Below are 23,398 nucleotides of genomic sequence, written 5' to 3'. Positions count from 1 at the left end.
AACGGGTTCATCGACATCTTCACGTTGGCCAGATCGACACCCGATCCGTCCGCCTTCACGCGGACCTTCACGTTGTAGTCAATCACCCGCTTCACAGGCACCAGTACCTTCATCGGCGTGCATCTCCGTCTTTATTCAGCAATGGGTGTGGAAGCGGTCTACGATCTTGTCGAGCACCTCACCAGGCGGACGCAACCACCAGTCGCGGGCGGAAAAGATCTCGACCTCGCAGGGCCCCGAATATCCGGCAGCCTCGACGGCGGACCGAATGAACTTCAGATCGGCAACGCCGTCGCCCATCATTCCCCGGTCAAGCAACATGTCCCCGGTGTCTTCGAGCCAGTCACACAGGTGGTATCCATAGATGTGGTCGGTTGCCTCCTCCAGGCTTTCCTCGAGTGTCGCATCCCACCAGACATGATACACGTCGACGGCGATCCCCACGTTCTCCATGCTGACCAGACCGCAGACCTCCAAGGCATCGCGCACGGTAAATACACATGTCCGGTTCCCTCCGAACATGGGGTTGAGCGGCTCGATCGCGAGCCGGACAGCGCAGTCTGACGCATGGGGTGCATGCCGGGCTATGCGATCCGCAAGCCGTTTCCGGCTTTCGGCGCCGCCTTTTGTCCCAGGTTCCGTTCCGCCGGTAACGATCGTCAGGATGGGCGCCCCTAGCGCGGCCGCCATGTCGATCGAGGCCTGTATTTCGGCGTCCGAACCCGCATCCCGCCCGGTCAGGTAGGGCGTGCGGCACAGGCCATCGACGCGAAGACCCGCCGCACGAACCCGCTCTCCGATCTCTGCAGCGCGATTACCAAGCTCACGGCGCCAGAAGACGATTCCCCCGAACCCGCGTTCCGCGCAGCCATCAATTACCTGTTCTGGCGTCCATCCGGCACCATGCCCATCAAGATTATGGCCGAGTGTCGCGGTATTGAGGCTGAGCGCCGTCCTGTCGTGAGAAAAGTCCCGCATCACGCGACGCCGTAGACCGCCAAAAGGCGCCTCATCCGCGCGACGGCCATGTCCGGGTCCCGCAGCAGACCGCAACCGTCCGCGAGCCGGAAGATCTCGGTGAAGTACGGTAGCGGGCGCATTGACTGGGCACCATTGAGCATGACGAAATGATCCTGGAAACCATTCAGCCAGGCAAGGAAGACCACACCGGTCTTGTAGTACTGTGTGGGCGCCCGGAAGATCAGCCTGGCCAGCGGCACCGTTGGATCGAGCGTTGCGCGGAAGCCCTTGGTGTCGCCCTTGCCCAGCAGATTGACGGCATGCGCGGCCGCCGGCGCCAGCGGGTCGAAGATGCCGAGCAGTGCGTGTGAAAACCCCTGTTCGTCGCCCTCAATCAGCTCGGGGTAGTTGAAGTCGTCCCCGGTATACATCTTGACCCCGCGCGGCAGACGGCGGCGGAGCGCCACTTCCTTGCCCTTGTCGAGAAGGGAAATCTTGATGCCGTCGACCTTGTTGGCATTGGCCTCGATGATCGCCACGACGGTGTCGAGCGCATCCTCGAACCTGTCGCTGCCCCAGTATCCCGCGAGCGCCGGATCGAACATTTCGCCGAGCCAGTGTAGGATCGCCGGATGATCGCACGACTGGAGAATCTCTCCATAAAGACGGGCGTAGTCGTCCGGGGTGGTCGCGACACGGGCCATCGCGCGGCTGGCCATCAGGATCACCCGCGCATCGCAGGCCTGAATAGCGCCCAGCTGCTCCATGTAGGCGCGCTTCACGTCATCGAGCGACCGTGCGTCTTCGGGGGAAAGATGATCGGTGCCGCATCCGTTGGCGACCAGCGCGTCGGGCAGTTCCTCGCGCGTTCGCCGGATCAGGTGTAGCGCGCCGTTCCAGTCGAGGCCCATGCCGCGCTGTGCCGTGTCCATCGCCTCGGCGATCCCGAGGCCAAGGCCGTGCAGGTAGTGGCGAAAGCGCATCGTGGTTTCCCAGTCCACCGTCGCCGCTCCCGAAGGATCGTTGCCGGTGAAGGGGTTTGCGACCACATGGGCCGCAGAGTAGACGACGCGGGCCGGGTCTTTGGGCAGGCACGTTTCGGCCACCGGCGTTCCGGTCAGGATATACTCGTGCAGGGCGCCGTTTTCGTCCGGCAGGGCGATCTTCATATGGCCTCTCCTTCAGAAGCGGGGGACAAGCATTCCGGCATCGGCCGAGATCGCTTGTCCTGTCGTGTAGGGCAGTTTGCCCGACGCCAGCGAAGCGATGATCGCGCCCATGTCTTGGGGCTGGCCGACGCGGGGAAGCAGGGTAAGGCCGGCTTTCGCCCGCTCTTCATATTGCGCGATGACAGAGGCGGTCATCTCGGTTGCGATCAGCCCAGGCTGAACGTCGTAGACCGCGATCTCCTCCCGCCCCAAACGCACCGCCCAGGCGCGGCTTGCCATGGCTGCGGCCGCTTTCGAAACGCAGTATTCCGATCGCGGCTCGGCGACCGCCACCGCGTTGGAGGACGTCACGTTGACGACGGCGTGGAACAGGGAACGATCGCGCGACCGTGCCAGGAGGCGACGGGCGAACGCCTGTGTGAGGAAGAACGCCGCCTTGGTATTGACGGCAAGGCAGCGGTCATAGCTGGCTTCACTCACATCCAGCGGGTCACCGCGCTGCATCACGCCGACGCCGGCATTGTTGACAAGTGTGGTCAGCGGGCCGAGCGCATCCTCGATCCGGCCAAGCATGCGGTCATGCGCGCCGTAGTCGGTGACGTCGAACGGCGCGGCGAACACCGGCACACCCTCGGCGCGCACGCGCTCCGATGCCGCTTTCAGTTCCTCGTCGTCGGCCGGCCCGTTGACCGCGATTGCGAACCCTTCGCGCGCCAGAGCGACGGCCGCGGCAAGACCGATGCCACGACTGGACCCGGTGACGAGCGCGGCGTACCCGCTCATGCTGCGGCCCCTTTGGTCAGAAGCTCACGCGCGATGATCATGCGCTGGATCTGGTTCGTGCCCTCATAAATCTGTGTGATCTTCGCATCGCGATAAAGGCGCTCGACCTCAAACCCGCGAATATAGCCGGATCCGCCAAAAACCTGGACGGCGTCGGCCGTTCGCGCAACGGCCATGTCCCCAGCGAAGCATTTGGCCATTGAGCAATATTTTGTCGCATCTGCGCCGGTGTCGAGCTTGTGCGCCGCACTGTGGACAAGCAGACGTGCCGCCTCCACGTCCTTGGCTATATCGGCCAGAAGCCACTGTACCCCTTGGAACTCGGCGATAGGTTGCTTGAACTGCTTGCGCTGCGCCGCATAGCCCACTGCCGCCTCAAGACCCGCCTGGGCGATACCGACCGCGAGGGCCGCAATGCCGACACGCCCCTTGTCGAGAACGCTCATCATCATGTGGAAGCCGCGGCCTTCTTGACCCAGAAGCGCATCGGCGGGAAGGCGCACATCGTCAAAATTCAGCGCGCCGACCTGACTTGCGCGCTGACCCATCTTGTGCTCCTTGGGCCCGCGACTAACGCCTTGGGCGTGAAGGTCCACGATGAAGATCGACATGCCGCGATGGCCGGCTTCCGGGTCGGTTCGGGCAAGAACGAACCCGACATCGGCAACCGGCGCGTTGTGAATCCAGATCTTGCCTCCGTTCAGCACCCACCCGCCACCATCGCGCACAGCGCTCGTGCGGATACCGGAAACATCCGTTCCGGCTTCCGGCTCGGTGATACAGTAGGCCACACGCGTCTTCGCGGCGAGGATGCCAGACAGCCAGCGCGCGCGCTGCGCGTCGGTGCCATGTCTGACAAGGAGGGTCGAGATGAGCTCCACAAGACCGCACTGATCGGCAACGCTCGCGTAGCCGCGCGACAGTTCTTCCATGACCAACGCATATGCAACAGTGTCGAATCCGGGGCCGCCCATGCTTTCCGGGACGCAGATCCCGAACAGGCCAAGGTCCCCCATTTGGTCGTAAATCTCGGATGGGAACCGTTCGTCGCGGTCGAGGCCTTCCGCCAACGGGCGAACAACGTCGTTTGCAAAGGCTCGCGTCATATCTCGAACCTGATGGTGCATCTCCGTAAGATACATTCTTGCCTCCGGTAACTATATAGTTACTTGTATGACGGATTCTCTGCCCGGTCAAGATGCCGAGGGGCTTGATCAGTCGAAAGGAAAGCGTTTATATAACCATTCAGTTACATATGGAGATCGACATGACACCGGCTGCGAAGGTAAGTTTTGGACGCGTCGATCTGGAGGTGACGGCCTTCGGTTTCGGCACAGCGCCAATTGGCAACATATTTCGGGAAATCGACGAAGAGACATCGGACGCGATGATCCAAGAAGCCTGGGACAACGGTGTGCGCTACTACGACACCGCGCCCATGTACGGGCACGGCCTCTCGGAACTGCGAACGGGGTATTCCCTGCGCTGGAAGAACCGGGACGACTTCGTGGTATCGTCGAAGGTGGGCCGCGTCCTTAGGCCCGCGCGCAAGCAGGACATCGAATATGCGCCCTGGACCAATGCCGGGCGGTTCACCATGCATTTCGATTATTCCTACGACGGTGTCATGCGCAGCTTCGAGGACAGCCTCCAGAGGCTCAACCTCGAGCGCATGGATATCTGTTTCATCCACGATATCGACGTATTCACCCGTGGCGCCGAGCAGCCGGAGGTCTTCGAACAAGCCATGGACGGCGCCTGGAAGGCCCTGTCCCAACTGCGTGACGAAGGCGTGGTCAAAGCCATCGGTGTCGGCGTCAACGAATGGGAGGTCTGCCAAGCCGCGCTGGAGCGCCGCGACTTTGACTGCTTCCTGCTCGCTGGCCGCTACACCTTGCTTGAACAGGACGCGCTCGACACCTTCTTGCCCTTGTGTGAGGAACGGGGCGCGGCGGTGGTTGTGGGCGGCGGCTTCAACTCTGGTATCCTTGCTACGGGCGCGAAGGCGGGCGCGAAGTACAATTACGCCCCCGCCCCGGCCGAGATCATGGACCGCGTGCGCCGGATCGAGGCGGTGTGCGCGGCGCACAACGTGCCCTTGCCCGCCGCGGCCCTGCAATTCGTGGTCGCGCATCCGGCGGTCCCGACCTTCATGGCGGGCACCCGCACGGTCGAGCAGCTCCAGCAGAACCTTGCCTGGTTCAGCCATCCGATCCCCGCTGAATTCTGGTCGGACCTCAAGGCGAAGGGGCTTCTGCGCGAAGACGCCCCGACACCGTGAGCGCACGCCTTCTCGGGCCGGGCAGCTATGGCCTGGCCCGGCTTGCGGTCGGCGATCGGATCCAGACCGGAACATGTACGGTAACGGCCGGCATGATCGACAGCTTCTCCGATCTTACGGGTGACCGGTTCGCGATCCACATGGATGCCGATGCCGCAGCCGAATACGGCTTTGCCGGAAGGGTCGCGCACGGCTTGCTCGTGCTTTCGCTGGTGGACGGGCTCAAGAACCAGGCGCCTGCACAATTCGACGCCATCGCCTCCCTCGGATGGGATTGGAGCTTCTTGGCGCCGGTCCACGCCGGGGACACCATCCAGGCCGCGATTGACGTCAAAGGTCTGCGCGAGACGAGCAAGCCCGACCGTGGCATCGTGATGCTGGAAGTTACGGTAACAAACCAAGACGGGGCAACCGTTCAGCGTGGCACGAACAGCCTGATGGTCCGCCGCTGACGCCGCATTGCGTCAGCCTCGAATGAGAATCGCCCGAAAGTCGTTGACGTTCGTCCCTGTGGGACCGGGCGCGAAGATATCTCCGATCGCATTGAAGGCGCCCCAGGCGTCGTTGGCCTGAAGTGCTGCCGCGGGGTCGATGCCCGCACCACGCATCTTCTGCGCGCTGGAATGGTCAGCAAAGGCGCCGGCATTGTTCTCGGAGCCATCGATACCGTCCGTATCAGCGGCCAGCGCCGAGATGCCCTCGACACCGTCGATGGCCTGCGCAAAGGAAAGCAGGAATTCCGTGTTGCGGCCGCCCCGCCCCCCTTTGCCGCGAAGCGTGACCGTCGTCTCGCCACCCGACAGGATGAGGACCGGCGCCTGAAACGGCCGTCCCCGTGTGACGACTTCCCGGGCGATCCCTGCGTGAACAAGCCCGACGTCCCGCGCCTCGCCTTCGATCGCGTCAGAAAGGATCACCGCAGCCAAGCCGGCCCGTTCCGCGTGCGCGGCTGCGGCTTCGAGTGAAAGACGCGCGGATGCGATGACGACGGTTTCATGTCCGGCAAACACCGCGTCCCCCGGCAGGGGCGCGGGCTCCGCGCCTTCAAGATAGGCTGCAATCCGGCCCGGCAGCCTGATACCCCGGTTTCGGATAGTTTGAAGCGTCTCGTCGAGTGTCACCGCAGAGGCGACCGTCGGACCCGACGCCACCTGTGCGGGATCATCGCCGGGCACGTCAGACACCACGAGCGAGACGACCTTGGCCGGATATGCGGCCGCCGCAAGCCTGCCGCCCTTGATGCCGCTGACATGCTTGCGGATCGCGTTCATCACGCCGATTGGGGCACCCGACGCGAGAAGCGCGGTGTTGAGCGCCCGTTCATCCTCAAGCGTCAATCCGCTTGGCGGCATGGGCAACAGCGCCGAGCCGCCGCCACAGATCAGCGCAACGACAAGGTCGTCACGTGTCAAACCACCGACGGCTTGCATGAGCGCCCGGCTCGCCTCCAGCCCCGCCTCGTCCGGGACGGGGTGCGCGGCCTCGAGGACGCGGACGTAACGAGTCGGCGCGGCGTAGCCGTAACGCGTGACGACAACCCCCTCCACCGGGTCGCCCCACAGGTCCTCGAACGCGGCGGCAAGCTGCGCTGCACCTTTGCCGGCGCCGACAACGATCACTCGACCCTTGGGACGAGCCGGAAGATGCGGACGCAGCGCCGCTTTCGGGTCCGCCGCGGCGACAGCTGCATGAAACAGCTCCGTCAGAAGGGCTTGGTCCTCGGCGCGCATCAGGGTTCGATGTCACAAACGAAGACGCCATCGACACCCCCGTCGAGCGCTGCGACGATGTCGACCCCAATCGCCTGATGCACCTCATCCACGAGATAGGCGTCGCGCACCGAGGCGTCGCGAAAATCGAACCAGAACATGTCGAGGAATCCACGCACCAGGGGCGTTTCTACAGAAACATTGCGACGGGTCTGGAAATCGACAATGCCGTCGATACGGTCCGAAAGACCTGCCAGCCGCGCGAAGAGCGCCTGCTTGTCGGAAGGCGTCACATCGCTGCGAAACCGCAGATGGACAAGATGGCGGATCATGTCTTTCCCTTCCGGCCAAAGTTCGGTTTTCTTTTTGCCTTGAAGGCGCTGATGCCCTCCCCAAGGTCATCACTTGCCGCCGCAATCCGACCGGCCAGAGATTCAAGCACCCGCCCCGTCTCTTCGCCTTCGGCGGCATTTACGAGCATCTTCGTCAATTCCGAGGCCACTGGGCTTCGAGACAGGACCCTTGCAGCCAGGTTCCGCGCCAGATCAAGGCCGGCGCCCGTCTCTGCCACCGCATCGATGATTCCGGCGGCGCGCGCGTCTTCGGCGGTCAGAACCTCGCCGAACAGTGCCATCCGGCGGACCCATTGCGCGCCGAATCGACGAACGGCACGCTGAGTGCCGGACCATCCTGCAATGATACCCAGTCCCGCTTCGGGTTGCCCGATCTTCACATGGGCCTCGGCAATCCGGTAATCCGCGCATGCCGCAAGCTCCAGCCCGCCGCCCAACGCATGTCCATTCAGAACGGCGATTACCGGCTGGCGCAGCCGCGCGAGCCGATCGAAGGCGTCGTGGCCATCGCGGACCCAGTGCCGGCCAAAGCGCTCGGGGTTCTCGAGGCTCCATGCCACGATATCTCCGCCGGCGCAGAATGCCTTGCCGGTACCTGTCAGGATGACGACATCGACGTCCTCGCGGTGTTCGATCTGCCTGCAAAGGCCGCTCAGCGTATCGACCATTCCGGCGTCCAGCGCGTTCAGCTTTTCGGGCCGGTCGATCTTCAGGATCGCAATTCCGTCGTCGACGGTCAGACCAAATCCCTGTCCCTGCATCACGCGCTGACCAGCTGCAATCCGATGGGCTCGGGCCGGAACAGCGCCGCATCCATGACCTTGAGGTCATTCGCGACTTCAAGGTCTGTTGCAGCCTGCCCAAGCACGTCCTTCTTGAGGTCCACGCCCGGCGCGATTTCCGTCACGACCAGCCTGCCGCCAAGCAAGCGGATCACGCAGCGCTCGGTGACATATGTCGCATCCTGCTTTTGCTGCTGCGCCCGCATGCCAGAGAATGAGACCTGATCGACCGTATCCACGAACTTGGCCACTTTCCCCTCACGGTCGATGACAAGCCGCCCGTCTTCCAGGCGCATCTTTGCTCCGGCATTGAAAGTGCCCGAGAACACGATCTTTCTCGCGCGCGAAGTGATGTCCACGAACCCTCCCGCGCCGGCCGTCCGGTGAGGCACGGATGACAGACGGGACACATTGACGGAGCCGTCCCGGCCGACTTCAAGGAAGGAAAGAAGCGATGCGTCGAACCCTCCCGCCTGGAAATAGCAGAACTGGTGCGGCGAAGCGACAAAGGCTTCGGCATTGGCGGCGCAGCCAAACTTGAAATCCAAGAGCGGTATGCCGCCGACAGCGCCCTGCTCGATCATCCAGGTAACGGCGCCGTGCTGACCTTCCTCGACGAGAATTCGGGGAACGTTCGCAGAAATGCCGAAGCCGATGTTCACCGCCCAGCCCAGCTTCAACTCCTGCGCGACGCGCCGCGCAATAACCTTGCCGACGTTGAATTCCACAGTGCGGAAGGTATCCAGCGGCCTGATCAGCTCACCGGAAATGGCCGGATCGTAAGATGTCGCCGTCGTCTGAAGTTGGTCGGGCGCTTCGACGACCACGTCGACGAAGATCCCTGGAACCCGCACGTCATGAGGGCGGATGGACCCATTCTGGGCGACGCGCTTCACCTGCGCGATCACCAAGCCGCCGTTTGCCCGCGCGGCAAGCGCCATCTCCATGGCGCCGAGATACGCTCCCTCATGCTCGAAGCTCAGGTTGCCGCGCTCATCGGACGTCGTCGCGCGAATGATCGCCACGTGGGGTGCGAGCGACTTGAAGTAGAGCCATTCTTCGCCTTCGAAGGTTATCTTCTTTACAACCGCCTCCTCGCGCGCCGCATCATTCATGGCGCAACCTTCAAGTTCCGGATCGACGAATGTCTGCAAGCCGACCTTGGTCAGGACACCCGGGCGCTTTGATGCCGCTTCCCGCAGCATGTCGAACACGATCCCGGAAGGGACATTATAGGCCTTCACCTGGTTGGCGACGATCATCTGCCAAATCAGCGGCGGTTCGGCATTGGTCGGTCCCGACGGGTAGGAACCGCCGATTATCCTTGAAATAAGTCCGGGCTTCGCAATGTGATCCACACCCTTGGTGCCGAACATGTCACCCGCAGCAATCGGATGAATTGTGGTGAGATTGCGGGGTGCGCCCTCCGCGTCGAAACGTGCCCCGAGCGCTGCCAGAACGGCGTCCGGGCAGCACAGACCGCTTGAGGAATTTACGGCCACGACTGCGTCGCTCGGGACCAAGCGGACGGCTTCTGCGGCAGAGCGAACCTTCGACATCTGACAGCGACTCCTGAGTAACCAATTAGTTATTTTACTATGCCCGCAAGACCGTCATGGTTCAAGCCTCATTGTATTGCTCTTTCCATTAAGTAACTTATCAGTTACATATTGAACACCAGAGGAGACCCGGCCATGTCGATCTATTTCGAGAAAACATACCAGCGTTGCTTCGGCACTTTTCCCCTTAAGGGACAAGTGCTTCACGATGCCATACTGACGGCTGCCGGAGTCGGTTACCGGGCGTTTGACACGGCGCAGATGTACGGGAACGAGGCCGACACCGGCGCCGCGCTCAAGGCGACCGGATTGCCTCGTGAGGACCTGTGCATCACGACGAAGGTCGACACCGCAAATTTCTCCGACGACAGGTTCCTGCCCTCGGTAGAGAAAAGCCTGAAGGATCTCCAGATCGACAAGGCGGACGTTCTTCTTCTTCATTGGCCAACGCCGGGCGGCGAGATTGTTCCGTCATTGAAACTTCTTCAGAAAGCCTTTGACGAAGGTCTTGCCGCGAACATCGGTGTCTCGAACTACACGGCACAGATGATGCGCGATGCGCGCGCAATCCTCGATGCGCCGATCGCCACCAACCAAGTCGAGTTCCACCCGCTTCTGAACCAGGGCAGATTGCTTGCTGCCGCAATCGAAACCGGCATCCCCCTGGCCTCTTACTGTTCGGTCGCGCGGGGCGAGGTGTTCAAGTATCCTCTCTTTGGCGAGATCGGTGACGCCTACGGAAAATCAGCCGCGCAAGTGGTGCTGCGCTGGATCCTTCAGAAAGGGGTCAGCATCAACACGATGTCCACGAAACCGGACAACATTCGGGCGAATTTCGATGTGATGGATTTTTCGCTATCCTCCATCGACATGGCGCGGATCGAGGAGTTGAACAAGATCAACTACCGCATCGTCGGAAAGGGCCTTGTTCCCTATGCACCCGATTTTGACTGACCGGCCCAGAGGCAAATGAGACGGGCGGCCGAAAGGGCCGCCCGAAATCCGTGAGATCGAAGGTTCAGTGATTGCCGCGAATGAGATCCGAGGCCTTTTCGCCGATCATGATCGTGGGCGCGTTGGTGTTCGATCCGACAAGGCTCGGCATCACCGAACTGTCGCAAATCCGCAGGCCATCGACGCCACGCACCCGCAGTCGCGGGTCGACGACGGCCATCGGATCGGTCTCTGCGCCCATCTTGCAGGTACATGTGGGGTGATAGGATGTGCGCCCATATTGCCGAGCATAGGCCTCGAAGTCCGCCTGCGTCTTCACGTCGTCGTCGGGGAAGCGGATCTTGCGGATGTGTTTCTGCAGGGACGGCTGACTGAAGATTTCCTTGCTGATCTTGACGCCTTCGACCGATGTCCTGACATCGTCAGGGTGACCCAGGAAGTTCGGATCGACCAGCGGCAAAGCTGCCGGGTCAGCCGAACGAAGCCGAACCGTGCCGCGTGCCTTCGGACGCAGCGTATAGCTGTTGAGCGTTATACCCGATGACCCTTTCGGCACGCTCGGCACGCCCGCTTCGGCCCCTGCCCCGGCAAGGAAATGAAACTGCAGGTCCGGCACAGGCTGCAAGGTGTCCGCATACCAGAAGGCGCCACCCTCGACGACGTTCGACGTGACCGGCCCTGATCCGAACAGATAGTACTGGGCACCGGCCCAGATCATCCAGTGCGGCTTGTTATACTTGTCCAGACTTTGGTGCCCGGTCAGTTCGGCGACGATGTCGATCCCGAAATGATCGTTCAGGTTTTCGCCGACACCCGGCAGATCCGCGGCAACACGTATCCCGTGACTGCGCAAATGATCGGCCGGGCCCAGACCGGACAGCATCATCAACTTCGGGGATCCGATGGCGCCCGCCGTCAGCAGCACCTCGACATCGGCGCGAACAATGGTCTTGGCCCCGTCCTTGCGCGAATATTCCACCCCGGTTGCACGCCCGTTTTCGACGACGACGCGATGCACCAGACAGCCGGTTTCGACCTTGAGGTTCGAGCGTTTGAGGGCCGGACGCAGATAACCGACAGCGGCAGAGCAGCGGCGGCCATTCTTCGTCGACGTCTGGTAGACCCCGGAGCCCTCCTGGACCTTGCCATTGAAATCCGGATTGTAGGGGATGCCGCGTTCCTGGCAGGATTGCACGAAGGCGCGCGTCATGGGCTGCGGGTCCGGTATGTTGGAAACGCCCAGCTCGCCATCCGTGCCGTGCCAGTCACCGGACAGGATCGTGTTGCCCTCGGACCTGAGAAAGTACTTCTGGATGTCCTTGAACGCCCATCCCTCGGCGCCCTCATCCGCGGCCCAGCGATCATAATCGGCCGGATTTCCGCGAGTGAAGACCTCCGCGTTGATCGACGACCCACCGCCGATCACCCGCGCCTGCGCATAGGGAATTTCCCTGTTGTTCGCATGTTTTTGCGGCACGGTGACCAGGCCCCAGGTATGGGGACCGGTGGTCATTTTGGCGAAGCCAACGGGCATGTGGATCAGCGGATGCCAATCCCTCCCGCCGGCCTCCAGCAACAGGACGCGGCAGGTGCTGTCCTTGGACAGCCGGTTCGCCAGAACACAACCCGACGACCCGCCGCCCACGATAACATAATCAAATCCGCTGCCAGCCATCTCATTCGACCCAGGGTTGACGCTTGCCGATCTCGATATGGACCGACTTGATCTGCGTATATTCTTCAACGCCGTACACGCCCGCCTCGCGGCCCCAGCCCGATTGCTTGAACCCGCCGAGCGGAAGCTCCGGGCCGCCGGCGAGCGTCGTGTTGACCCAGAAACGACCAGCCTGAACGCGGCGCGTCACCATCAGGGCCTTGTCGATGTTCTTGGTCCAAACGCTTGCCGCCAAGCCGTATTCCGTATCGTTCGCGATCGCGATGGCGTCTTCGACGGTATCGAACGGCATGACCGTGAGAACCGGGCCAAAGATCTCCTCTCGCGCAATCGCCATGTCTTGCGTGACGTCGCCAAAGAGCGTCGGCGCGATATATTGCCCGCCGCTTATCTCCAGCTGCTCGCCGCCGCAGATCAGCCGCGCGCCTTCATTCTGGCCGCGCGCGATGTAGTCCATGATGACGCGGTTTTGCGCCTCGGTGGTTATGGCCCCGATTTGCGTCGCCTCGTCCAGCGGGTCGCCGACGCGCACCTTGGCAAACTTCGCCTTGACCATATCCGCGAACTTATCTGCAACCGAACGCTCCACGATCAGGCGCGAACCAGAGACACAACATTGCCCGGTGTTGAAACCGATCCCGAAGGCCACGCCGTCGGCTGCGTCGTCCAGGTCCGCATCGGCGAAGACGATCTGGGGGTTCTTCCCGCCAAGCTCGAGCCCGAGCTTCTTGAAGTTCGATTTTCCCGCAGCTTCGACCACACGCCGCCCCACGGCTGTCGACCCGGTGAAGGACAGCATGTCCACGCGCGGATGCTCGATCAGGGCCTGGCCGATGGTGGAGCCAGATCCGGTGACGACATTCATGCACCCGTCGGGCAGGCCCGCCTCGGTCATAATCTCCGCCAGGATCAGCGTGGTGGCGCTGGTCACCTCGGACGGCTTCGCCACGATGGTGCAGCCGGACGCCAGGATGTAGGGCACACGTTCGCACAGGATCAGGAACGGGAAGTTCCAGGGCGTGATGATGCCGACGACGCCAACCGGTTCACGCGTGACCAGGCCGAACATCCCGTCCCCGAGATTGTTGAAGCTGTCCCCATGCAGGCTCCGGGCGAGGCCGCTGGCATATTCGTACATGTCGGCGCAGCCCATCACCTCTGCCCGAGCCTGAGAAATCGGTTTGCCGTTTTCAAGCGTTTCCCAATAGGCGATTTCCTCGGCCCGTTCGCGGATCAGCGCCCCCGCCCTGAGCAGCACCGCCGCCCGCGCCTGCCCGTTCAACCCGGACCAGCGGCGGTCGTCGAAGGCGCGCCGTGCGGCGTCCACTGCCATGTCGAGATCCGCGGCGGTGCACTTTGGAATGCGGGTTACGGCCACGCCATGACCGGGCGAGGTGCGCTCGAACAGCTCCCGGTCGCCTGCGGGCACGGACTTGCCATCGACGTAAAAGCCAAAGTTTCTGGGCGCTTCCGGGAGCGACAGCCTGGTGCTTCTTTTGTCCATCAGTTTTCTCCTTCTGTCCGCGCCTCGGCGCGGCTCGGCTTCAGGGGTCAGGTGGTCGCGTTCAGACCGTCCCGCCATTCGTTCCAACCGCCGTCGACGGATGAAGAGGCATCGTGCCAGTCGTACATCGGCTCTCCGGTCGCCGGATCCCTGTCCGGGATCGGTAAGCTCATGATGGACTTGCACGCGATTTGGTAAAGTTCAGGCGTCAGATGCGCCTCCTGGATATTGTCCCAGTCGCGCCCGCCGGCGTAGCCGCCGCACATCAGGATGTCCTCGGACGCGTCCACATGTTCGTGGCTGACGCCAGCAGGCATGACGATCACGTCGCCCGCATCGACCCGCAGCGTCGTCCAGCCGCCCTGGCCCACCGAAAGGCGAAACGCCATCCAGCCACGGGCGCACCCCAGGCATTCGTGCGTCGTCGAATGAAAGTGCGGGTAGTGATAGACCCCGGGATACTCCCAGTTGTTGCCCCAGCCGTTCGCACGGAATCGTGCTTTCACGGCCTCGGCTCCACCGCCGGGGAGCGCGTTTCGATGGACAAGCAGCGGAAAACGGCTGTTGGGGATCATGCCGTCGGGCCGGGATGTGTAGGCTTCCGTCTTCATCGGCTCCTCCTTCATTCACCAATCACGATCTGCGTCTTGAGGTCCGAAGGGCGATCGCGGATCGTGTCGAAGGCTGTCTGGATCTTCGCCAGCGGGAAGCTGGTGCCGGTAAACGCCCCTGTCTTGACGCGTCCGTGGACCAGCAGCGTCAGCGCGTCGTGCATGTCCGGCCCCATCCCGGCGACCGAACCCTTGACCGAGTTCTCCTGAAGGATCGTTTGCAGGATCGGCAGCGGCAGCTCCGCCTCGGGCCCGGTCAGACCGAATGCGGCGATGTGCCCGCCCTTGCGGATCAGCTCGGTGGCCTGCCGGTAAAGCGCTGGATGGCCGACACTTTCAATGACAATGTCAGCCCCTCGTCCCCCCGTCGCCTTCATCACGATGTCCCTCAGCGCATCGGGATCCGAGGTGCCGGCATCTGCGCCCGCCTCAATCGCCGCCTGGACACGGTCTTCGGATAGATCGCTGACGATGATCGGCGCGGCGCCGATCGTCCGCATAAGCTGCACATGCAGGTTGCCGATGGGTCCCGCACCGATGACCACGACCGATTGCCCGAACGTTACCTGCGCCTTGCGGGCAGCGCGCACGACACAGGCAAGCGGCTCGGTCAGCGCCAGAACCTCATCGGGGATATGATCCGGCGCAGGGATGACCAGCCTGGCAGGCACGACCACGTATTCGGCAAAGGCCCCGTCCGTGGTGATCCCGATCTGCCGCATCTCGGGGCAGTTGAGGACTTCGTTGCGACGGCACCAATAGCAGTTTCCGCAGCCGATATTCATATCGACGACCGCCTTGCTACCAATAGTGAGCCCGGTCACCTCCGGCCCCAGATCTTCTATCCGCCCGGTGAATTCGTGGCCGGGCACCATGGGCAGGCTGTCCGCGGCATAGTGGCCGTCGAAAATGTGCAGATCGGTCCCGCATATGCCGACACGGGTCACCCGGATCAGCGCCTCGCCACGTCCCGGCCGTGGAACCGGTCGCTCCTCCATCGCGAAGCATCCAGGCTTTGTCAGGACCGCTACCTTCACCCGCCCGCTCTCCTACTTCACGACCCGCAGTTTGCTGCGGTCAATGGTGGAGGCGATCGCGATGATAAGGATGATCCCGAAGATCATTTGCTGCATCGTGGCGTCGATCTCGAAGTAGAGCATCGAGGCACGGATGACCGCGACGATCAACGTCCCGATCAACGTGTTGACCACGCCGCCGACACCACCCGTCAGCGGCGTTCCACCGACGAGGACGGCCACAATCGCAGGCAGCAGAAATCCGTTGGCGAGCGTCGGTGAGCCGCCCGACAGCTTGACTGAGAACAAGAGCCCCGCAATGGCGGCGAGCATGCCGGAAAGCGCGAAGGCAAGCACCTTGATGCGCGTAACACTCAGCCCCGAAGCCACGGCTGCAAGTTCACCCGCACCGACCGCCTTCAAGGCGCGCCCGAATGTCGTTCTCGACTGCAGAAACAGCGTGCCGAGCAAAAGGACCGCGCCGAGGAAGATTTCGTGCGGGATGCCAAAGGACGAACCGACCATCCAGCCGAAGGCGCCATCCCGCAAGGTCGCGTCCATGTAGAGCGCGCGTTCGCCTGAAAGATACTGCGCCGCGGAATAGGCGACGCCGCCCATCGCAAGTGTGGACACGAACGAGGGGACGAACAACTTCGTTGTTATGAAGCCGGAGATGGCCCCGATGGCCAGCCCGGCAACAACGCAAAGCAGGGCGGCCCCGATCCCGAAGGTCGGCAGCGCAACTGTCGCGACCACCGTCGTCATGTTCGCGACAGATTGCGCAGAAAGGTCGATGCCGCCGATGAAGATGACGAGCGTCATGCCCAGTGCCATGATGAAGAGTGGCATGATGTCCGCGACCATCGATATCAGGTTGTGCGGACGCAGGAAGTTGCTGTCTCCGATGCCCACGATGAGGACGAGCGAGACCAGCGTGATCCAGGGCAGATGCGGCTTTATGCGTTCGAGGTTCATCGGCGTCTCTCAGGTCATGTAATGGACGAGGTCGTAAAGCGAGGGCTTGTCACCCGGCTTGCCGTGGAAGACCTGCTGGGCTTTGCCATCCTTGATGACCAGAATGGTGTGGCTGAGGCCGATCGCCTCTTCGAGTGTGTCCGCGACAAGGATGATCCCGACCCCGTCGTCGCACATCTCTCGGACCATGTCGTAGACATCCTCCTTGGCGCCGATATCAAGCCCGCGCGTCGGATGATCGAGCAGGATGATGTCGGAGCCGCCGGACCGCCATTTGGCGAGTACGACTTTCTGCTGATTGCCGCCCGATAGGCCTCCGCAATCCTTGAAGACCGATGGCGTCTTGATCGCCAGACGGTCCACCCATTTCCTGGCGAGATCCTTTTCCTCGCCGATGCGCAGCACACCCGCCGACGAATAGTTCTTCATCTGGCTCAGCGTCATGTTCTCGTAAACGTTCATACCGGCGACGATGCCTTCGACCTTGCGCTCCCGGGGCACGTAACCAACGCCACGTTCCACACCGCTCTGCGCGCTGAACTTGCGGATTTCACTGCCCTTGATGGAAACGGTGCCCGACGTCGGCGTTTCCAGCCCGAAGACCGTACGGAGAATGGCCTCGCGCCCGGAACCCTCCGTCCCGACGAGGCACAGCACCTCACCCCGGTGCAGGTCGAAACTTATGTCCTCGTACTTGCCGTTGACCGAGACACGGTCGAACTTCACCAAGGCCTGATCCGGCCGGTAAGGCTTTTGCTTCTGCTCGCGGTAGTATTCCTTATCGACGTTGCGCCCCACCATCTTGTGCTGAATTGTCTCGATCCTTGCATCCGCCTGGCTCACCACATCGACAACAGCGCCATCCTTCATGACATAGACGCGGTCCGAAAGCTCCAGCACCTCATCCATGCGGTGGCTCACGAAGATGAACGAAGCCCGGCTGGTCAGATCCCGGACGAGCTTAAACAGGAGTTCCACCTCCTCGCGCGCCAGAACGCTCGTCGGTTCGTCCAGAAGAATAACCAGATCGCCGTCCACGCGTTCTTCCAACGTCAGAACCTTGGCCAGCTCCACCAGCTGCCGCTGCGCGAACGACAGCTGGGCGGTGATCGTCGAAGGATCGATGTCGAGCTTGACCTTGGCAAGCTGCTTGCTGGCGGCGACTGCCATGGCTTTCCACTGGACGACACCGAATTTCACGAACTGCTGTTCGAAGCCCAGAAAGATGTTCTCCATCACCGTCAGGTTCGTTATCAGGGACTGTTCCTGGAACACCATGCCGATGCCATGCTCCATGGCCTGGCGCGGATTCTGGAAGCGCACCGCCTTGCCGTCGATGGTGACGGTGCCGCCGTCCGGCTGGTAAGCGCCGTAGATCACCTTCATCAGAGTGGACTTGCCGGCGCCGTTTTCACCGACGAGCCCCACAATCTCGCCTCGCCCGATGAAGAAATCCACTTCCTTGAGCGCGTGGACACCCGGGAATTTCTTGTCGACCTTGCAAAGTTCGTACATGGTCGGCCCCTATTTCACGAAACTGATGGATTTGCGGTCAGTGGACAGAACCACAGCCACGATCACCAGAAGACCAAGAACGGCATCCTGAACGTATCCGGGCAATCCGATCACCACCATTCCGTTTCCGATCACGTTGACGATCAGCACACCGACAAGGGTATTCCAAACGCCGCCGATGCCTCCCCAGAGCGCCGTGCCGCCGACGACGACGGAGGTGATCGACATGAACATGAAATTGTTTCCGGTTGCTGTTTCGGCGATGCCGATGCGCGCCACGGCAAGCAGCGCGCCGACCGCATAGAACATTCCGGCCAGCATAAAGCCCAGGATACGGACCTTGCTGACGTTCAGGCCTGACGCATGGGCCAGTTCCTCGCCGCCGCCGACGGCGTAGAAGTTGCGACCCAGCGTGGTGCGGGACTGGATGAACCAGCCGACAAGAACGAAGGCAATCGCGACATAGACCATTATCGGGAAGCCCAGCCACCGTTCGGTCAGAAGGCCGCGGAACGCCTCATCCTCGACGCGGATGCGGTCGCCGCCGGTGAGAAGCAACGCAAGACCCGTCCCGACGAACCCCATGGCCAGTGATGCCATGAAGGAGGGAATCCTTAGCTTCACGTGAACGATCCCGTTGATCAGGCCGATCACCGCACCAACGAGGACCGCCAGCGGCAAGGCCAGCCACGCCAAACCGAACAAGGTACCGCCCAGATAGAGAAAGGCGAACGCGAAAATTACAGCCGAGACACTGACGGTTCCTTCCATCGACAGATCGATGGAGCCCATGATGATGATGAAGGTAACGCCAAGCGCCACCATGAGTGCCGGCGCCGCCGAGACAGAAATTCGCGCGAGGTTTCGCACCGAAAGGAACCGCGGCTCCAGAACGGTGAAGAACAGGACCAGGATAAGAAGAACCATCAGCGGGGCCCATTTAACTAGGGTCTCGCGGCTCAGAATGCCGTTCACGCGCTCCTCCCGGACTTGATTGGCGTGGTGTGGTAATAGGGAGCGGCAGTTGCCGCTCCCTACAACGCATCACTTGTACTGGATTTGACCGTTCGACGGACCCCAGTAGTCGGTCCAATCATAGGTCGGCACATTATCAAGGTACTTGGCCTTGAACTCGACGGCATCCTCCGGCGTGACCATGATGGTCGGGCCATAGAACTCGCGATGCTCGTTCGGCTCGTCCGATGGCTTGAACGCTCCGGTCGCCGCGTGGTAGGCGAGCGATGCCGAGATGCCGCCGCCCCAGTGCGGATTGGTGAACACCGTGGCGAGGATCTTGCGCTCGGCAATCAGTTGCACGGCCTGCGGGTTGCCGTCGTAGGAGACGATCGGCATGTCCTCTATTCCCTCGGCGCGCAGTGCTTCGATCACACCATAGGCGATGGTGTCGTTCGCACAGTGGACGCCGGTGATTTCATCCCCGAATCGCGTGAGGAAGCCGGACATGACCTGGTTCGCTTTCTGAGTATCCCAGTCCGCCGGCTCAGCTGCCAGAAGCTCGACATCCGGATAATCCTTCAGCGCATTCTTGAGACCCTGAAGGCGTTCGATTGCCGGGTTGTTGGACGCGATGCCGCCAAGATGGACAACGCCACCCTTGCCGCCCATCGCATTCAAAAGGATGCGTGCGGTTTCTTCGGCCGGCTTTTCGTCGGACCACGTCATGTGGCTCACGTAGTTGTCGCCGAAATCCCAGGGATGTAGATCGTCCGTCTTGTTCCAGATGGTCGAGACGTAGCCGCCAGCCGCAGCGACGGCCTCGACAATCGGTCGGCAGTTCGGCGCGTCGTTGGTGTCGATCGCCAGGGCCAGCTCCCCGTTGGTGCGAGCAAGCAGCGACTTCACGTCCGCAAGTGATTTCTCCGAAGAGCCCTCGTTGATCAGGTGCACCAAGGCATCCTTGCTCATGCCGAGGCCTTCAACGAAGGCCTCACCGCCCGAGACGATCTCGTTCCAGTACGGGTTGGTCCGGTTGCGGTAGCTCCACGCGATCGTGGGGTCCGCGATGGCGGCCCGCGCCATGCCGGGGCCGAACATTCCGCCCGCCGCAAGGCCACCCAAGCCCGCCGCCGAAGCAAACAGGAAGTTTCGGCGGTTTAGCTTCTCCTGTTCGATATATTGCTTGATGAATGACATTCCGTCCTCCCTTTCGATCTACCCGTCGTCGCAGCCCTCGTGCCGCAAGGGCGTTTCCCCTGTCCGAGGGCAAAACCCCGATCAACACCACGTCACGCCCGACATAATGCACTAACTGGTTACTTCTATGCTTGTAGAATCGTCAAGCCCTGTTGCAAACTTATTTCTAGATAGACCGCGTCGCCTGCCATGATCCTTTGACCATTGCCAAGAGGATCGGATAGGAGTTGCGTGGTCCCGAAGAGAAGTTGGTGCGATGACTGACAAGCCGACGAAACGACCGCGTGACGCGGAAGCGACAAAAGCGCGCATACTGAGCGCTGCAAAAAAGGAATTTGCGAAAAACGGCCTCGGCGGCGCGCGGGTTGACATTATCGCCAACCAGGCGAAAGCCAATAAGCGGATGATCTATCATTACTTCGGCAACAAGGAGGATCTGTTCCAGACGGTTCTCGAAGAAGCCTATGTCGACATTCGTACCGCTGAACAAAAGCTGGAGTTGGAGCACCTCCCACCGCGGGAAGCCCTCGAGAGGTTGGTCCGTTTCACTTGGGACTACTACCTGAGAAATCCAGAATTCATTACCTTGGTGAACAGCGAAAACCTACATAGAGCGCGCCACCTGAAAAAATCCGAGGTCATCGAGGTCGTCAGCCGTCGTTTCGTCAACATGGTCGGCGGCTTGCTCGACCGAGGGGTGGAGCAAGGCGTGTTCCGACCCGGCATCGATCCGGTGCAACTCAACATCACGATCGCGGCGATCGGCTATTACTATCTGACGAACCGCTTCACGGGATCGATCTTGTTTCAGCGCGACCTGATGAAGGATGAAGCCCTTGAGGAGCGACTGGCCTTCAACATCGAAACGATATTGCGTCTGGTTTGCGTGAGCCGCTAACGGCACTCCAGCCCCTTCGAACGGACTGCCGCCTCGGCGCAAGCGATATCCTCGAAGTCCTGGGCGCCGGACACCCCGACACCAGCGATGCAGGAACCCTGTTCGAAGATCGCGACGCCGCCGCCCCATGTGATGAACCTTCGCCGAGTATTCAGCCCAAGGCTCAGTGTCGGACTTGACGCCATTCTCTCGCCAAAGGCCTGAGTGGATTTGCGTAGCATGCCGGCGGTGTAGGCCTTGTCGATTGCGAAGTCACCGATGGGCGAAGCAACATCATCCGTGCGCCCGAAGGCCACGAGAAATCCATGGGGATCGACGACGGCGGCGGCAACCTCCCAACCGTTCGAACGCGCATGGTCGAGTGCCGCGGCCACGATTTCCTGGGCCAGAGCAGGTGCGATTTCGCGCCGCAGCAAACTGTTCATTTCGTCAGATCCCAACGGTAAACGATGAACGGTTCCTTGATCACGCGCGCGCGTATGTCGGCATAGACCTTTGCGGGATCGCTGGGGGAAACATGGGCGATCAGCCCGTCGGTCTTCACCCGCCCCTCGCCAAGCCACTTCATTGCGCGCTCGAAACCGCCGAAGGTATTGTGCGGCGCGTTGTTGTAGCCCTCGAGGAGTTCTTCCCACACGAAGTCGCGCGAAAGGACGGGGACTTCCCACTCCCAGCCGCTGCGGAGCGTGACAAAGTTGAAGAAGACCGCGTTTGCGATCTCATGGGCGCTCAGATCCGTGTAGCGCCGCCACGGAACACCGACGAGGACGACTTCCCCCATTTTCCGAACGATCCTGCACCCGTCAAGGACCGCGCCTTCGTGACCCGAACAATCGACGACAAGCGCGACATTGCCCTGGTACTTCCGATCTTCGAGGGGCATCGCATGATGAACGGTGGTTACGCCGCTTTGCTGCGCCTGAGACCGGCGCATCACATCGGGCTCCACGATCGAAACCTCGTAGCCCCCGCAGATGAAGTTGTGGGCGGCCAGGATGCCGACCGGTCCCGCGCCGCAGATGATCACCTTGTCTCCGGGGCGTGCCTTCGTGGTCATCAGGGTGGTCATGGAAACGCCCATCAACCTGGAAAGCAGGGCCGTCTCAGGCGCGATCCCCTCCGGGACCTTCAGCGTAAAGCGCGCGGGATATTGCTGCGTCTCCCGGTGATAGCCCATGCAGAATCGCAGTTCACCCTTTTCGACGCCTTCGACCGCTTCGCCGATCTCCTCGACCCGGAACACGGCGGCATAGCCCGGTTGAATGGGGAAGTTGTCGCCGTCGGCCCAGCCCATCTCGGTTCCCTGGCTGATCAGGGTCGCGACGGTCGGTCCGCGGATCTCGTCCGGCCCAAGCGGACGGTCCTGATAGTCGGAAAGTGCGAAGCTGTTCTTCGCCGGGAAAACAATCTCTTTGGCCACATTGCCCTCCTATAGCGCGAGCGTCTTGCCCGTCTGGGCATCAAACAGATGAAGCGCCGCCTCGTTGAAACGAACACGAATGGTTCTGCCCGGTTCGACGCGATCAGCGGCGGGCACCTCGGCGACCATCTCGTGACGGCCGATCCGCAGATCCAGCAGCGCCTCGTTGCCGAGATATTCAGTAACTTCGACCCGGGCATCCAGCGCGCCAGCGTCGTCTGAGGCTGCGATCTTGATTTCGCTTGGACGTATGCCCAGCGTCACGGCCTGCCCCTCGGACACATGGTAGCGCGCGGGAATGGCGAAGGAGATGCCTTCGGCGACCATGCGTCCAGATTCGATCCGACCGTCGATCATGTTCATCGCCGGACTGCCGATGAAAGTTGCGACGAAGGTGGTCTTGGGGTGAGCAAAGACTTCTTCCGGGGTACCCACCTGCTCTACATAACCATCCCGCATGATCACGATCTTGTCAGCCAGGGTCATCGCTTCGACCTGGTCGTGTGTCACATAGAGCACCGTTGTGCCGAGCCGCTGATGAAGCTTGCCGATCTCCCACCGAACCTGCGTGCGCAGTTTGGCGTCGAGGTTCGACAGCGGTTCGTCGAAGAGAAAGACCTTCGGCGTACGCACCATAGCGCGGCCCATCGCGACGCGCTGCCGCTGCCCGCCGGAAAGCTGGGCGGGACGGCGCTCCATCAGCGGGCTCAGTCCGAGGATTTCGGCCGTATCCGCGATGCGCTTGTCGACGACGGATTTCTCCAACTTCATCGGTCGCAGCGCGAACTCCATGTTCTGGCGAACCGTCATGTGCGGGTAGAGCGCGTAGTTCTGGAACACCATCGCGACGCCGCGATCCTTTGGCGCCAGGTTATTTACAACCCGCCCCCCGATGCTCAATTCTCCTTCTGAGACGTCCTCCAGTCCTGCCACCATGCGCAGGGTCGTGGTCTTCCCACAGCCCGAAGGTCCGAGCAGAACGACGAATTCCCCCTCGTCTATGGTCAGGTCGACCCCGTGGACGACTTGAACGGCGCCGTAGCGTTTGACAACGTTTCTAAGTGTGATCGCAGACATGTG

General features: G+C 61.7%; 23 protein-coding genes and 1 pseudogene. 4 read left to right on the top strand and 20 right to left on the bottom strand.

Annotation, left to right across the window (positions count from 1 at the left end; all coding sequences use genetic code 11):
- From OEW28_RS17240 to OEW28_RS17220, 5 genes and pseudogenes are all read right to left on the bottom strand, one after another.
- A pseudogene (locus OEW28_RS17240) lies at positions 1 to 113 on the bottom strand (electron transfer flavoprotein subunit beta/FixA family protein); the annotation flags it as partial.
- Positions 114 to 135: 22 nt separating this feature from the next.
- Complete coding sequence (locus tag OEW28_RS17235) at positions 136 to 978, bottom strand: sugar phosphate isomerase/epimerase family protein (RefSeq protein WP_263736027.1); 843 nt, start codon at positions 976 to 978, stop codon at positions 136 to 138.
- On the bottom strand, positions 978 to 2,129 hold the full coding sequence (locus OEW28_RS17230) for a dihydrodipicolinate synthase family protein (RefSeq protein ID WP_263736026.1): 1,152 nt from the start codon (positions 2,127 to 2,129) through the stop codon (positions 978 to 980). The genes OEW28_RS17235 and OEW28_RS17230 overlap by 1 nt, the downstream gene beginning before the upstream one ends.
- Before the next feature lie 12 nt (positions 2,130 to 2,141).
- On the bottom strand, positions 2,142 to 2,912 hold the full coding sequence (locus tag OEW28_RS17225; protein ID WP_263736025.1) for a 3-ketoacyl-ACP reductase: 771 nt from the start codon (positions 2,910 to 2,912) through the stop codon (positions 2,142 to 2,144).
- Positions 2,909 to 4,039, bottom strand: a complete 1,131-nt coding sequence (locus tag OEW28_RS17220; RefSeq protein ID WP_263736039.1) for an acyl-CoA dehydrogenase family protein — start codon at positions 4,037 to 4,039, stop codon at positions 2,909 to 2,911. Before OEW28_RS17220 ends, OEW28_RS17225 begins: the two co-directional genes overlap by 4 nt.
- Before the next feature lie 140 nt (positions 4,040 to 4,179).
- Here OEW28_RS17220 and OEW28_RS17215 point away from each other — a divergent pair, with 140 nt between their 5' ends.
- Together OEW28_RS17215 and OEW28_RS17210 are read left to right on the top strand one after the other, a co-directional pair.
- Positions 4,180 to 5,193, top strand: a complete 1,014-nt coding sequence (locus OEW28_RS17215; RefSeq protein WP_263736024.1) for an aldo/keto reductase — start codon at positions 4,180 to 4,182, stop codon at positions 5,191 to 5,193.
- Positions 5,190 to 5,645, top strand: coding sequence for a MaoC family dehydratase (locus OEW28_RS17210; RefSeq protein ID WP_263736023.1), 456 nt, complete (start codon positions 5,190 to 5,192; stop codon positions 5,643 to 5,645). The genes OEW28_RS17215 and OEW28_RS17210 overlap by 4 nt, the downstream gene beginning before the upstream one ends.
- 12 nt (positions 5,646 to 5,657) lie before the next feature.
- Here OEW28_RS17210 and OEW28_RS17205 read toward each other — a convergent pair whose 3' ends face one another.
- Genes OEW28_RS17205 through OEW28_RS17190 form a run of 4 tightly spaced genes read right to left on the bottom strand, consistent with a single transcriptional unit; the run spans position 5,658 to position 9,596 of the window.
- Positions 5,658 to 6,923: a glycerate kinase type-2 family protein gene (locus OEW28_RS17205; RefSeq protein WP_263736022.1), complete on the bottom strand. Its 1,266-nt coding sequence runs from the start codon at positions 6,921 to 6,923 to the stop codon at positions 5,658 to 5,660.
- Positions 6,923 to 7,234, bottom strand: coding sequence for a Dabb family protein (locus tag OEW28_RS17200; protein WP_263736021.1), 312 nt, complete (start codon positions 7,232 to 7,234; stop codon positions 6,923 to 6,925). Before OEW28_RS17200 ends, OEW28_RS17205 begins: the two co-directional genes overlap by 1 nt.
- Entirely contained in the window at positions 7,231 to 8,016 is a 786-nt protein-coding gene (locus tag OEW28_RS17195; RefSeq protein ID WP_263736020.1) for an enoyl-CoA hydratase/isomerase family protein, read from the bottom strand. Before OEW28_RS17195 ends, OEW28_RS17200 begins: the two co-directional genes overlap by 4 nt.
- Complete coding sequence (locus OEW28_RS17190; protein ID WP_263736019.1) at positions 8,016 to 9,596, bottom strand: acyl CoA:acetate/3-ketoacid CoA transferase; 1,581 nt, start codon at positions 9,594 to 9,596, stop codon at positions 8,016 to 8,018. The genes OEW28_RS17195 and OEW28_RS17190 overlap by 1 nt, the downstream gene beginning before the upstream one ends.
- A 135-nt stretch (positions 9,597 to 9,731) precedes the next feature.
- Here OEW28_RS17190 and OEW28_RS17185 point away from each other — a divergent pair, with 135 nt between their 5' ends.
- On the top strand, positions 9,732 to 10,550 hold the full coding sequence (locus tag OEW28_RS17185; RefSeq protein WP_263736018.1) for an aldo/keto reductase: 819 nt from the start codon (positions 9,732 to 9,734) through the stop codon (positions 10,548 to 10,550).
- Between the two features lie 64 nt (positions 10,551 to 10,614).
- On the opposite strand, the gene OEW28_RS17180 is transcribed toward OEW28_RS17185, so the two are convergent.
- From OEW28_RS17180 to OEW28_RS17145, 8 genes are all read right to left on the bottom strand, one after another.
- Positions 10,615 to 12,225 (bottom strand): GMC family oxidoreductase, encoded by a 1,611-nt coding sequence (locus tag OEW28_RS17180; protein ID WP_263736017.1) that lies wholly within the window; start codon positions 12,223 to 12,225, stop codon positions 10,615 to 10,617.
- Position 12,226: 1 nt separating this feature from the next.
- On the bottom strand, positions 12,227 to 13,729 hold the full coding sequence (locus OEW28_RS17175) for an aldehyde dehydrogenase family protein (RefSeq protein ID WP_263736016.1): 1,503 nt from the start codon (positions 13,727 to 13,729) through the stop codon (positions 12,227 to 12,229).
- Positions 13,730 to 13,776: 47 nt separating this feature from the next.
- Positions 13,777 to 14,340, bottom strand: a complete 564-nt coding sequence (locus OEW28_RS17170) for a hypothetical protein (RefSeq protein WP_263736015.1) — start codon at positions 14,338 to 14,340, stop codon at positions 13,777 to 13,779.
- A gap of 11 nt (positions 14,341 to 14,351) precedes the next feature.
- Positions 14,352 to 15,377, bottom strand: a complete 1,026-nt coding sequence (locus OEW28_RS17165) for a zinc-dependent alcohol dehydrogenase (RefSeq protein WP_263736014.1) — start codon at positions 15,375 to 15,377, stop codon at positions 14,352 to 14,354.
- 12 nt (positions 15,378 to 15,389) lie between these two features.
- Complete coding sequence (locus OEW28_RS17160; RefSeq protein WP_263736013.1) at positions 15,390 to 16,331, bottom strand: ABC transporter permease; 942 nt, start codon at positions 16,329 to 16,331, stop codon at positions 15,390 to 15,392.
- 9 nt (positions 16,332 to 16,340) lie between these two features.
- Positions 16,341 to 17,846, bottom strand: coding sequence for a sugar ABC transporter ATP-binding protein (locus OEW28_RS17155; RefSeq protein ID WP_263736012.1), 1,506 nt, complete (start codon positions 17,844 to 17,846; stop codon positions 16,341 to 16,343).
- 9 nt (positions 17,847 to 17,855) lie between these two features.
- Positions 17,856 to 18,821 (bottom strand): ABC transporter permease, encoded by a 966-nt coding sequence (locus OEW28_RS17150; RefSeq protein WP_263736011.1) that lies wholly within the window; start codon positions 18,819 to 18,821, stop codon positions 17,856 to 17,858.
- A 69-nt stretch (positions 18,822 to 18,890) separates the two neighbouring features.
- Complete coding sequence (locus OEW28_RS17145; RefSeq protein ID WP_263736010.1) at positions 18,891 to 20,000, bottom strand: sugar ABC transporter substrate-binding protein; 1,110 nt, start codon at positions 19,998 to 20,000, stop codon at positions 18,891 to 18,893.
- A gap of 256 nt (positions 20,001 to 20,256) precedes the next feature.
- Between OEW28_RS17145 and OEW28_RS17140 the strand changes: the two genes are divergently transcribed.
- Positions 20,257 to 20,898 (top strand): TetR/AcrR family transcriptional regulator, encoded by a 642-nt coding sequence (locus OEW28_RS17140; RefSeq protein ID WP_263736009.1) that lies wholly within the window; start codon positions 20,257 to 20,259, stop codon positions 20,896 to 20,898.
- On the opposite strand, the gene OEW28_RS17135 is transcribed toward OEW28_RS17140, so the two are convergent.
- The 3 genes from OEW28_RS17135 to OEW28_RS17125 are packed head-to-tail and all read right to left on the bottom strand — an operon-like array spanning position 20,895 to position 23,395.
- Positions 20,895 to 21,323: a GlcG/HbpS family heme-binding protein gene (locus OEW28_RS17135; RefSeq protein ID WP_263736008.1), complete on the bottom strand. Its 429-nt coding sequence runs from the start codon at positions 21,321 to 21,323 to the stop codon at positions 20,895 to 20,897. The genes OEW28_RS17140 and OEW28_RS17135 overlap by 4 nt on opposite strands.
- A complete protein-coding gene (locus tag OEW28_RS17130; protein WP_263736007.1) occupies positions 21,320 to 22,318 on the bottom strand; it encodes an MDR/zinc-dependent alcohol dehydrogenase-like family protein in 999 nt (332 codons plus the stop codon). Before OEW28_RS17130 ends, OEW28_RS17135 begins: the two co-directional genes overlap by 4 nt.
- A 9-nt stretch (positions 22,319 to 22,327) precedes the next feature.
- On the bottom strand, positions 22,328 to 23,395 hold the full coding sequence (locus tag OEW28_RS17125) for an ABC transporter ATP-binding protein (protein WP_263736006.1): 1,068 nt from the start codon (positions 23,393 to 23,395) through the stop codon (positions 22,328 to 22,330).
- Positions 23,396 to 23,398: the final 3 nt, after the last annotated feature.

The sequence above is a fragment of the Albidovulum marisflavi genome, assembly GCF_025751435.1.
Lineage (GTDB): Bacteria > Pseudomonadota > Alphaproteobacteria > Rhodobacterales > Rhodobacteraceae > Albidovulum > Albidovulum marisflavi.
Note: the sequence above shows the minus strand (reverse complement) of the source record. Positions and strands in the feature narration are given on the sequence as shown.

What these genes read in the sequence shown, in the direction of transcription:
- OEW28_RS17235 (WP_263736027.1), bottom strand. Translation starts at nt 978, where the DNA reads ATGCGGGACTTTTCTCACGACAGGACGGCGCTCAGCCTCAATACCGCG.
- OEW28_RS17230 (WP_263736026.1), bottom strand. Translation starts at nt 2,129, where the DNA reads ATGAAGATCGCCCTGCCGGACGAAAACGGCGCCCTGCACGAGTATATC.
- OEW28_RS17225 (WP_263736025.1), bottom strand. Translation starts at nt 2,912, where the DNA reads ATGAGCGGGTACGCCGCGCTCGTCACCGGGTCCAGTCGTGGCATCGGT.
- OEW28_RS17220 (WP_263736039.1), bottom strand. Translation starts at nt 4,039, where the DNA reads ATGCACCATCAGGTTCGAGATATGACGCGAGCCTTTGCAAACGACGTT.
- OEW28_RS17215 (WP_263736024.1), top strand. Translation starts at nt 4,180, where the DNA reads ATGACACCGGCTGCGAAGGTAAGTTTTGGACGCGTCGATCTGGAGGTG.
- OEW28_RS17205 (WP_263736022.1), bottom strand. Translation starts at nt 6,923, where the DNA reads ATGCGCGCCGAGGACCAAGCCCTTCTGACGGAGCTGTTTCATGCAGCT.
- OEW28_RS17200 (WP_263736021.1), bottom strand. Translation starts at nt 7,234, where the DNA reads ATGATCCGCCATCTTGTCCATCTGCGGTTTCGCAGCGATGTGACGCCT.
- OEW28_RS17195 (WP_263736020.1), bottom strand. Translation starts at nt 8,016, where the DNA reads ATGCAGGGACAGGGATTTGGTCTGACCGTCGACGACGGAATTGCGATC.
- OEW28_RS17190 (WP_263736019.1), bottom strand. Translation starts at nt 9,596, where the DNA reads ATGTCGAAGGTTCGCTCTGCCGCAGAAGCCGTCCGCTTGGTCCCGAGC.
- OEW28_RS17185 (WP_263736018.1), top strand. Translation starts at nt 9,732, where the DNA reads ATGTCGATCTATTTCGAGAAAACATACCAGCGTTGCTTCGGCACTTTT.
- OEW28_RS17180 (WP_263736017.1), bottom strand. Translation starts at nt 12,225, where the DNA reads ATGGCTGGCAGCGGATTTGATTATGTTATCGTGGGCGGCGGGTCGTCG.
- OEW28_RS17175 (WP_263736016.1), bottom strand. Translation starts at nt 13,729, where the DNA reads ATGGACAAAAGAAGCACCAGGCTGTCGCTCCCGGAAGCGCCCAGAAAC.
- OEW28_RS17170 (WP_263736015.1), bottom strand. Translation starts at nt 14,340, where the DNA reads ATGAAGACGGAAGCCTACACATCCCGGCCCGACGGCATGATCCCCAAC.
- OEW28_RS17160 (WP_263736013.1), bottom strand. Translation starts at nt 16,331, where the DNA reads ATGAACCTCGAACGCATAAAGCCGCATCTGCCCTGGATCACGCTGGTC.
- OEW28_RS17155 (WP_263736012.1), bottom strand. Translation starts at nt 17,846, where the DNA reads ATGTACGAACTTTGCAAGGTCGACAAGAAATTCCCGGGTGTCCACGCG.
- OEW28_RS17145 (WP_263736010.1), bottom strand. Translation starts at nt 20,000, where the DNA reads ATGTCATTCATCAAGCAATATATCGAACAGGAGAAGCTAAACCGCCGA.
- OEW28_RS17140 (WP_263736009.1), top strand. Translation starts at nt 20,257, where the DNA reads ATGACTGACAAGCCGACGAAACGACCGCGTGACGCGGAAGCGACAAAA.
- OEW28_RS17135 (WP_263736008.1), bottom strand. Translation starts at nt 21,323, where the DNA reads ATGAACAGTTTGCTGCGGCGCGAAATCGCACCTGCTCTGGCCCAGGAA.
- OEW28_RS17125 (WP_263736006.1), bottom strand. Translation starts at nt 23,395, where the DNA reads ATGTCTGCGATCACACTTAGAAACGTTGTCAAACGCTACGGCGCCGTT.